General features: G+C 47.8%; 9 protein-coding genes and 1 pseudogene. 6 read left to right on the plus strand and 4 right to left on the minus strand.

The features are described 5' to 3' along the window. The 4 genes and pseudogenes from IQ270_RS24515 to IQ270_RS24525 all read right to left on the minus strand — a co-directional run. A pseudogene (locus IQ270_RS24515) lies at positions 1 to 284 on the minus strand (RNA-guided endonuclease TnpB family protein); the annotation flags it as partial. After that, a complete protein-coding gene (locus tag IQ270_RS24520) occupies positions 275 to 874 on the minus strand; it encodes an IS607 family transposase (protein ID WP_193975790.1) in 600 nt (199 codons plus the stop codon). The gene IQ270_RS24520 and the pseudogene IQ270_RS24515, both read right to left, overlap by 10 nt. Before the next feature lie 62 nt (positions 875 to 936). After that, positions 937 to 1,065, minus strand: coding sequence for a hypothetical protein (locus IQ270_RS32045; RefSeq protein WP_255532483.1), 129 nt, complete (start codon positions 1,063 to 1,065; stop codon positions 937 to 939). Positions 1,066 to 1,353: 288 nt separating this feature from the next. Beyond that, on the minus strand, positions 1,354 to 1,992 hold the full coding sequence (locus tag IQ270_RS24525; protein ID WP_193975791.1) for a transaldolase family protein: 639 nt from the start codon (positions 1,990 to 1,992) through the stop codon (positions 1,354 to 1,356). Positions 1,993 to 2,518: 526 nt separating this feature from the next. Between IQ270_RS24525 and IQ270_RS24530 the strand changes: the two genes are divergently transcribed. From IQ270_RS24530 to IQ270_RS24555, 6 genes are all read left to right on the plus strand, one after another. Further along, a complete protein-coding gene (locus tag IQ270_RS24530; RefSeq protein WP_193975796.1) occupies positions 2,519 to 2,746 on the plus strand; it encodes a hypothetical protein in 228 nt (75 codons plus the stop codon). A 165-nt stretch (positions 2,747 to 2,911) separates the two neighbouring features. Continuing rightward, positions 2,912 to 3,166, plus strand: coding sequence for a hypothetical protein (locus IQ270_RS24535; protein ID WP_193975792.1), 255 nt, complete (start codon positions 2,912 to 2,914; stop codon positions 3,164 to 3,166). A gap of 181 nt (positions 3,167 to 3,347) precedes the next feature. Beyond that, positions 3,348 to 4,304 carry an Hpt domain-containing protein gene (locus tag IQ270_RS24540; RefSeq protein WP_193975793.1) on the plus strand — a complete coding sequence of 319 codons (957 nt, stop codon included), beginning with the start codon at positions 3,348 to 3,350 and terminating at the stop codon, positions 4,302 to 4,304. Positions 4,305 to 4,657: 353 nt separating this feature from the next. Next, positions 4,658 to 5,122, plus strand: coding sequence for a Fur family transcriptional regulator (locus tag IQ270_RS24545; protein ID WP_193975794.1), 465 nt, complete (start codon positions 4,658 to 4,660; stop codon positions 5,120 to 5,122). Positions 5,123 to 5,756: 634 nt separating this feature from the next. Beyond that, positions 5,757 to 8,009, plus strand: coding sequence for a hypothetical protein (locus IQ270_RS24550; RefSeq protein ID WP_368670138.1), 2,253 nt, complete (start codon positions 5,757 to 5,759; stop codon positions 8,007 to 8,009). A gap of 47 nt (positions 8,010 to 8,056) precedes the next feature. Next, positions 8,057 to 9,927 (plus strand): DUF3685 domain-containing protein (locus tag IQ270_RS24555; protein WP_193975795.1); only part of this gene is annotated, 1,871 nt, incomplete at its 3' end.

Here is a 9,927-nt window from a genome sequence, read left to right on the forward strand (position 1 = left end):
TCAGCTTTGTAAGCTTTAACGGCTTCAAAAAACGATTTCCAATTCTTGTCTAGCACCATCAAGATTTGCTGACTTACTTTAGCAGGCATTGCCTTATATGCTTCGTGAGACTTCATCAATCGGTTCATTTCGTTGTAATTGACGTAGCCCCATCCGTAAATAAAGTTCTGACGAATGACGTAGTTAGCGGCATTGTACAGATTTTTGGACTTGAAAGCTAGTTGGTCAATTTCGCTAAAACGAGGTTCCGTTGATTTAATGATATGCCTTTCTGCTAGCTGCATTCAGCACCTCCGTCTTTCAACTCGGCAATTATTTTTTCCGTTTTTCTGCTGGCGCGTCGTTGTCCGTAGAGTCGAGCAGCAAAGCTAGTAACTATAGCCACCAAGTCTTGCATCAACTCATCTTTTCCATTTTCTGCTAAGTTAACTATTTCTAACTTAATTCCCAATCTCAGTAGTAAAACCTCTAGATAGTTTGTGCCAAATCGAGCCAAACGCTCTTTGTGTTCAACTAATAAAATGTCGTAGTCATTTTGTTGTAGCAGTGTTTCTAATTGTTTTCGGTGGTCGTTCAATCCACTGCCAATTTCTTTGACATTTCTAACAATTTGATAGCCGTTAGCAATAGCGTACTCAGTTAACCTCTCCGATTGGCGGTTGAGGTTATCCTTGTTTTCTGAAGACGAGACTCGACTGTAAATAGCGACTCGATTCTTTTTAGCTTGGTTTGATGGCGCTTGCGGCAAGTAGTCAACTATAATCAGACCGCTTTCGGTCTGTCGTGCCGGATGGGGAAGTTTATTCGCTTTCCACCACCGCCATGCGGTTGTGTAACTTATGCCTATTGCTTTGGCGTAGTCAGGTAGTTTCATTTCGACCTCCTGACTACATAGTACCATTATTGACTACTACTGCTTATGAGTTTAATAAAGTTTTACAATACCAAATTCGCTTGTATCAGAACGATCGCTAATAGGTGGTAAGTGCGAATGAACGGCGTTCGGCTTCGTCTTCCCGGTTCGATCGTTCCGATGCTACCGAACAGGATTTGATCTAAGATCATGTCCGGTCGATTACCAACAGTAAAAACAGTTTGATCGTTCGGACTTCACTCCTAGGAAGAAGGACTCTTCGTCCTCACTACAAACCTTACTTATCGTTGTCAATCGACCGGACATGATATAATCTCATGTCCGTCTAAATAAATATAATTATTTTAGGCGCGGGCTCACCAGTATTTTCTAGTTAAAAACAACAATTTTATCAACCCGCAGCCGCCCGTACTTACTAATAACCAATTTCCAATTATCAATTTCCAAATAATCAACAGGCTGTGCAAACGGATTTGCTATTATCCCAAAATTCCGCGCCCGTTTTTGGCAAATTCATCAACTGTTTGCTGCGACAATTCGTGAACTGCCATTGCTTGCAATACATCAAAAGGTAATGTCAAATGATGGGCGCCGGCTAATAAAGTCTTTACTGCTTCTTCCGGCGATTTAATGCTAGCTGCCAAAATCTCTGTATTTGTTCTCTGCAAAACATTTGCCATATCCCGCACTAAGGCAAAACCGTCTCCTAGCAGTCTGGTGGCGCGATTCACGTAGGCGATCGCATATTTTGCGCCGGCCCCGGCTGAAACAACAGCCTGGGCGGGGCTGTAAATAGCTGTCACCGCACAAGGAATTTCCCCCGACAAATGCGCTACCGCTTGGAAGCCAGTCGCCGTTGCTGGAACTTTCAAAACTGTTTGCTGTCCAATTAATTCAAAAGCCGCTTTTCCTTCTGCTACCATGCCATCAAAATCAGATGCCACTAACTGATAGTACACTTCCCCTGCTGTCAGTTGTGCCAGTTGTTTGAGCGTCTCCTCAGCAGATAACTCGCTTTTGGCCAAAAGTGTCGGATTAGTAGTAATTCCCGCTATCCATCCGAACTTGCTAGCCCGTGCGGCGTCCGCTATAATTGCAGTATCTAGATAAATTGCCATCGGCTCTACACCTTAAGTTTGTTAATAATTTCCAGACGCTTGCTTTTTTGAGATAAATCAGAGCGAAATTCATTCTTCAGCTTTAAGAATATCAGAATCTCGGAAATCTTACTCTTAAGTAAATATAACAATTCAGTGACCTGCATCACAGGCAATAGTCTGGGTGCGAGCTGAGAATGCGTAATACCCTGTCTGCTGTCGCGGCTACAATTAAATTGGTTAGTAGTGAGGACTTTAGTCCTCTGACTTTTCACAGGACTAAAGTCCTCACTACCAACTCGCTGTGGGTTCTTGTCCCGGACACAATACGATCTGGGAATTCAATAAGATTTATGTTAAAAAACCGGGTTTTTGAAGTCAATTGCATAAATGCTGGTGAAGATAGCCGATCGATAAACTCAAAAATTAGAAATCGGTTGGTAGTTGTAATTTTGGAGTACATAAAAAAATCCAGATTCCGGATATGTACAACTTGCATTTGTAGTAAATATTCTGTATGCAATCACTCAAGGAGGTGACTCAGACAATGACTGAAAAAGAAAATCAGCAACGACAAGTCCGCCTTGAGACATCTGCCGAACCAGTTAAGTGTGAAGATTCTTCAGCAACCGCTGAAGAATTGCCGATCGATGTTAACTCTGAAACTCTGTCTCAAACAGTTGAAAATAACGCCGCAGACCGTTTGAAAGCCCTAGGCCGTTTGATGATGGTGAGCTTAACTTGGTCGCTGGCGGGGCTTTCTAAACCTAAGTAAATTATGTAGCGCTACCGCTTACTGCTATTTTGCCAGGAAATCCCCAAAAATACCTAGGAATTGGTAACACGCAGCACAGTCAGGATTTTTCATGCCTTTCGATAGATCGATCGACCTCAACCTTCTGGGTACAGTGGGACAAAAGATAAATTGTGGTTTGACACTATGGCATCCTCCCAACCCCTCAAAGGCATTGAATTGATCGACTGCGCCAAAGCCAACGCCCAACAAGGAATCGCCACAGCCGCCCGACTTTGCGGCTACGAAGGCGACCTCAACAGCTTCGAGCGGGAACTGAAACAGGCTTGCCAAAACATCGGCGTCGAAGTTAAAGAATTGAGCGACTTGATTACGGATCAGCAGATGATGCAACAAGGAATGGGCATTGAAATCGCTCCAGATACTCCTTCTGAACTATAGGCTCGCTCTCCACCCCACCAGTTTCAGAGATCAAATTGCCCCGACAACAGTATTTTGAGCCTGCTAGCTGAGGCAGGCTAGAATATTTGGCAGGAGTCGCGTTCCGACTTGGCAGGAGTCGCGTTTCCTCCCACCAACAGGGTGCTTTCTGGAGGGGGCTGAGATTGTTAGGAGGATTGTGGTGTCAGATCAGCAAGACCGAATTATGCGTTTGTTTATCGAGGAGGCTAAGGAGCACCTCGATACTCTAGAAAATGGTTTAGTGGATTTGAAGTCCACGATGAAAGACCCCGAAAGTGTCCAAGAGATGTTCCGAGCTGCCCATTCCGTTAAAGGAGGGGCGGCTATGCTCAGCTTGGATAGTATTAAAACAACCGCTCACCGCTTGGAAGATTGTTTTAAGGTACTAAAGGACGGGCCCGTCAAGCAGGTTGACCAAACGGCAGAATCCCTATTTTTAAAGGGAGTTGATACGCTTAAGGATTTGCTGGCGCAACTGGAAGGGCCTTTTGGGTTGAGGAATGAAGAGGGAGAAAAACTTGTTCAACAGGTGATGCCAGTTTTTGCTCAACTGGAAACTCATCTCAAAAACTTGGCCTCCGGTAAAGTTCCGGCGGTTGCTGCTGGATCTCGCGCACCGGGGGCTTCTCAAACCGCAGGCGCTGTGTCGGCGAATTTTGCTGCAGAAGTGATGGTTTTACTTAAGGAAATGTTGCAGGCGTTCAAGCAGAAAGAATCGCCTGCTAGTCGCGAGCAGTTGGCGGCTGTGTGTGTTCGCCTCTATAAGCTGGGAGGTAAAATTGAGACTTGGCAAAATTTAGTGAAAACGGCTAGAGGGGCGATCGTTAATCCTAAAAACTCTTATAAAGTCTTAGCTCCGCTGATTATCAAAGAACTCAAGGAGGCTGGGGATTTGGTGCAAGGGGGGAAAGTCAAGACGATCGCTCCGAGTAAAAATTTGCTACTTTTGCAAGCAAGCCCAAAATCAGCAGAGGCCGCACCGCTATCGGCGCCTCCGCAAGTAGCTCTTCCGGCCGAACCGAAGGCCCTAGTAAAGCTTTTGCTCAAAACCTTCAACAAAAAGCAACTTTCGGAAATTGCCAAGTTACTGGTTCACGCCATCAAATCCTCGAAGTAGGATTTGTGGCAGTAGAAAATATCGTCAAAGCAATATTTTTGAGACCCAAAATTCTCTGGTGCTTGCTGACAGCAGCCTGATGTGGCAACGGTAAGTCGATTTTGGCAGGGCAGATTTTCGATTTACTTGCAGTATTAAATCAAAGGAGGTAGAACAAAAGTCTAAAATCTTGGGATGTCCACGACGGCCCTCCGGGGCTTTTGTTTTTGGCCTGGTAAAAATTCACGGATTAGAGATTTTTGCCTTCTATATTTTACGGTTGGGCAACCCTGCGTTAGAATTAGTAAATATAAGATCGGCGTGCAATATTGTACCAGAATTAAAAATCGAGCAGGCTCTAGAAGGCGGTAGCTGTGAAACCAATTCGTTCATTAGAAGATGCTTTAAACCGCTGTCAGGCGATGGGAATGCGCTTGAGCCGCCAGCGTAAATTTATTCTAGAACTTTTGTGGGATGCAAAAGAACATCTATCGGCTCGGGAAATTTACGATCGCCTCAACCAACAAGCGCATTCGATCGGTCATACTTCTGTTTATCAAAATTTGGAAGCCCTTTCGAGAGAAGGGATTATTGAGTGTGTAGAACGCTCGGAGGGACGCTTGTACGGGAATGTCAGCGACTCTCACTCTCATGTCAACTGTCTGGATACGGCTCAGATTCTTGACGTTCATGTGGAATTGCCGATCGACTTGATCGAACAAATTCAACAGCAAACAGGTGTAAAAATTGTAGACTACCGGATAGATTTCTACGGGTACCGCTCGTCGGCGTCCGATCTGGAAACATCGAGTGCTACCGATACGCCAAAGGCTTCTTAACCAGAAAGCTCTGCGCTGCCTGCTGCTAAACCGATTGTTGGGACTGTGGCTGCGAGTGTATAAAATGATTTAAGTATTGATGGGCTGTCGATCGCGCCACAATTGGACTACCGAGTAAAGCAAAGCCTAACTCGATCTGCTGTGGAGGGCGATCGCGAATAAAATTTAGCAGGACTTAGGCTCTGAAACCGGATGGAGCTAAAAAATCTTGGTTTCTCAACTAAAAATCTCGCTCAAAACCCGGTTTCTGGTATCGGCGGGGTTAAGTTTTGTTGAGAAATCAAAAAAATCTGTTCAACCCGCTGTATGTAAAAATTGAGACTTGAGCTGAACTCCCAAGTTCAACTGCCAAGTCCAATCTCTTTTCTTCAATGCCCGAATCTCAAATCAATTGAGGACACTACCCATGTTTTTTCTGGTAAACTGCCAGCGAGAGCTGTGAATAACAGTTGGATAACTGGTATGATTTACGTGCTTATTGAGCCTAAAATCCTCAAAAGCCACCAGTGGGGGGGACACAAACCTCACTATAAAACGCCGTAGAGGGAAAGATTGCCAGTACCTTGAAGGAAGTTCTCGATCTCCTTAACAGGAGTCAGAAGCCCGCATCACAATCTATAGATTAGATGTGGGAGTGTCACGCAGAGAGCGCATTACAGGACAGGCTGAAGTAATGGCGAGACGACAATCTGACCGATTCACACCACCGCAGTACAATCCATCCTCCAAGCCGGCTGCACAGTTGAGTGCAGAGGTGATAGGCGATGCGAGTTCCTCAGCAACGGTGCTGCAGACAGACGAGGGCAAAAGAACTTTTTGGCAGTGGCAGCTCATCTGGCTGAGTCTCCTAGTGGGATTTGGAGTAACCGGTGCTGCTGCATTCCTGTGGTTGCTGACGATGCCGCCGCCACCTAATTGCCAGCAACTGTCGCCGCTGGCGGCAGACGGAGAGCGACTTTACTGCGCTCAGCAAGCGGCTAAGTCTGGCAAGCTAGAACAGCTAGAATCGGCAATGGCACTGGTTCAGGCTTGGCCGAAAGAACACCCGCTATATTCCCAGGGGCAACATTTGATCGGGGAATGGTCGAAAGCCATGCTGGGATTTGCTAGGGCAAAAATTGAGCTGGGGGATTTGAAAGGGGCTCTGGAGATTGTGGGGAAAATTCCTAAAACCAGTCCTTCTTACCCAGAGGTACAGGAGGCTGTTACTGCTTGGGAAAAAAATTGGCAGGAGGGCCAAAAACTCTACGATACAGCGATCGCGGCTTTGAAGGGTGAGGATTTAAGGAAGGCCTGGGATTATGCTCAAGCTTTGTTCAAACTGGAAAATATTTACTGGAGTCAGAAACGCTACAACGAGCTGATCCAGCAGATTTCTTTGGAAAGAAACGGCTGGCAGCGCTTGCAAGAGGCGAGAGATTTGGCGAAGGATGGAACTCCGCAGAAGTTCGCTGAGGCGATCGTCCTGGCTCGCAAAATCGACTCGAAACTATTGGCGCGCGCTAAAGCAGAGAAGGAAATTGAGGGCTGGAGCCGGACTTTGCTGGCAATGGCTACTAAGCGGTTGGAGGCGAAAGACTTGCTGGGGGCGATCGAGGCGGCTTCTGTGGTGCCGCAAAATACGCCGCTGTTTGCAGAAGCTCAAGATTTGATGCAGTTGGGTAGAGCTCAGGCGGTGACGTGGAACCAGTCCATATCAACACCCCTGCCTCAACACATTTTTAGCTTGCTAGAAGGGCAGGGCGCTGCTAGTCAAATTGCTCCGGGCCGCCCTCTGTACAAGCAGGCTCAAGTTCAAATTGAAAATTTGCAGGTGCAGTTTCAAGATTTGGTGCGACTGCAAGTGGCGAGTACGATCGCCACTTTCGGTCAGATAGGGACATTTCAGGCAGCGATCGAGCAAGCTCAAACCATCGGGCCTTCAGCGCCGCGGCGGATTCACGCTCAAACTTTGGTGGCTGCTTGGCGCCGGGAAATTCAGCGAATCGAAGACAAATCTTTTGTGACTCTGGCCAAGCAGTTGGCAGAACCGGAAACGGTGGAAGGACTAAAGGCAGGTATGGCTCAGGTAAAGCTCGTAGCTCTAAACCGCCCCCGCAGAATAGAGGCGCAAACTCTATTGGCTCAGTGGACGAAACGCATAGAAGTTATTCAAGATCAGCCTTTTTTGGATGAAGCTATCGCCCTGGCGAAGGAAGGAAAACTGAGCGCGGCTATTGACAAAGCTTCGGAAATTAAGAGCGGTAGGAGTCTGTACGCCAAAGCTCAGGATAATATCTATCAGTGGGTGAGCGAGCTGCAAGTTGCTCAAGACAGACCGATTCTGGACCGAGCTGCTGAATTGGCTTCTCAGGGTAGTCTGTCGGCGGCGATCGATATGGCTTCGCAAATCGGTTACGGTAGGGCGCTGTATTCAGAGGCGTCAGGTGCGATCGGGCGCTGGAGTGCCGAACTTAGAGCCAACACTGCACCGCCGCCGGAACCCGCTCGCGAGTACGCGCCGGCTCCGCAACAGGAGGAGTACGCGCCGGCTCCGCGACAGGAGGAGTACGCGCCGGCTCCGCGACAGGAGGAGTACGCGCCGGCTCCGCGACAGGAGGAGTACGCGCCAGCTCCTGAGCCTTACTATCCCCCCGCCAGACAAGAGGCCCCGGCTCCGGCTCCGGAACCTTACTATCCGCCCGCGAGGGAACCGGAACCTTACTATCCGCCCGCTCCGGCTCCGGAACCTTACTATCCGCCCGCGAGGGAACCGGAACCTTACTATCCTCCCGCGAGGGAACCGGCTCCGGCTCCGGCTCCGGCTCCGGCTCCGGCTCCGGCTCCGGCTCCGCCTTCGATTCCTGAATCGGCTGGACCTCCTGATGCTAATTTGCTCCCGGAGTAATAGGGTTTTGGCGCGATCGACCTTCTACATCTCAAATCTAAAATCGAGTGAGTAATTTGCAACTGCTGTCGATCGATAACGATCCCATTTTCCGGCTGGGGCTGCGAGTAGCCTGCGAGCAATCTCCAGACTTAGAAGTTGTCGCAGAGGTTTCGACTGTCAAGGAGGCGGTGCAGATTTTAGCAGCTCGCTCGCCCGACTCAAAAGCCGCCAGCAAGCCCGCAGATTTGGCAATTTTGGGTGTTGAAACCTTAAACTTGCGATCGGATGAAACTTCGGCGCTCGCAGTTTGTCGCCAACTCAAAAGTTTGTACCCCAACCTGCCGCTATTGCTGCTAGGCGGGCCGCTGACTCCCGAACTGTTGGGGGCAGTACAAGCTGCGGGCGCGAATGGCTATTGTCCTAAAGCTAGAGATATTTCTGTGACAATGGAAGCGATTCGCGCCGTGGGTTCCGGCGGCACTTATTGGCCGACGGATGCGGGAGCTAACTCGAAAATACAGCTAAATTCAGCCGCAGTTCAAACAATAGAAAACTCCGCAGCAAATGCAGAGGAAAATCTAGAGGCTCCGATAGTCGATCGACCTCTAAACCCAAATATCCTGGCAGGTGTTTGTCTGTCTGGATTGCAGGAAATAGACGCAGCTTTGGCGGCCCTCAAAGCTGATTTGCAAGGGATGAGAGCGGCAAATGCGACAGATTTGCCCTCTATTTTAGATCGGGTTGTACTCAGCGGACGTCGCCGAGAATTGTTGGCTGCTCGCTGGATTGTCAGTCAGTTGTTATTTGAAAAAAGAGGCGAGAATAGCAATGGAAGTCGGAAGCAGGAACTCGGAAAAAATAAGAAAGAAGAGGAAAAGGGGAGAAAGAAGACGGGAGAAGGAAGACGGGAGAATTTGTTGAATAACTCTCAGTTGCAAGTTGCAAATTCTCAAATTGCGACGGCATCCTTGGTGGTGGCAAATGATTGGCAAGGAAGTTTGTTTGACTCGGCGGCTGCTAAATTGCAGTTTGATTTGGTGAATTTGACTGGCGTGCCTTTGGAAATCGATATTTTGCGATCGACTCAAAAGCGCGAATTGATGAGTTCCATTTTGCGGAAGTTAGAGGATTTGTTGGAGGAATTGCGTTTTTCGCAAGTGCAGCCAACTCAATTGTCAGAAAAAATGCCTGCTATTTTGCGGGATTTGTGGGAAGCAGCAATCATAGATTTTTTTGGCAGATATTATACGCTGCAAACAGGAGAAAATCTGGTATTAGACGACAGTCAAACAAGCTTGAAACTGCCAGAAAGTCAAGAGGGAAGTGCGGCAGATATGTCGATCGGCAACAGCGTAGAAGTTGTGCCGGTGCTGCTGGCAGATGAAAAAGCAGTTGCGGCCCAAATCCTTGACAAAATACCCATGAGTGTTGATTTATTTGCCCATTTGCTATTTGAAATTCCGCTAACAGTTGACAATCTTTCTTGTGTTGCCGGCAGCCCGCAAGCGATGCAGCGAGCGGAAGCTTTGTTAGAAAATTTGGCAATTCAAATTGCTAGCGGAGTGGTGCAGCCTCTGCTGAATAATTTTGCAAATATTGAGGAAATTAAGCAAAGTTTTTACGATGGGAAGTTGCTTTCTACTCGGGAAATTGAGCGGTTTAGGAATAATTTATCGTGGAGGTATCGCTGGGATAGCTATTTGGTGGAACCAAAAGCTATTTTTGAAAGCAGGTTTTGGCTGTTTGTTTTGGGCGATTCTGGAATTAAGAGAATTTCTATTTATGCTCCGAGAAATCGGGAGCTAGCACAGCTTTCTGGGCGGCAGTTGGCGTTGACTTTGCTGCTGGAAGCTAGGGATGCGATCGCACCTAGGGTTCGCGGGGTGATTTCGCTGTTGGGTGCTGCTGTTGTTTATGTTTTGACGCAGGTTATAGG

This window comes from Microcoleus sp. LEGE 07076 (assembly GCF_015207455.1).
GTDB lineage: Bacteria > Cyanobacteriota > Cyanobacteriia > Cyanobacteriales > Microcoleaceae > Microcoleus.

Coding starts and splice junctions, on each gene's coding strand:
- IQ270_RS24520 (WP_193975790.1), bottom strand. CDS start 874: ATGAAACTACCTGACTACGCCAAAGCAATAGGCATAAGTTACACAACC.
- IQ270_RS32045 (WP_255532483.1), bottom strand. CDS start 1,065: ATGATCTTAGATCAAATCCTGTTCGGTAGCATCGGAACGATCGAACCG.
- IQ270_RS24525 (WP_193975791.1), bottom strand. CDS start 1,992: ATGGCAATTTATCTAGATACTGCAATTATAGCGGACGCCGCACGGGCT.
- IQ270_RS24530 (WP_193975796.1), top strand. CDS start 2,519: ATGACTGAAAAAGAAAATCAGCAACGACAAGTCCGCCTTGAGACATCT.
- IQ270_RS24535 (WP_193975792.1), top strand. CDS start 2,912: ATGGCATCCTCCCAACCCCTCAAAGGCATTGAATTGATCGACTGCGCC.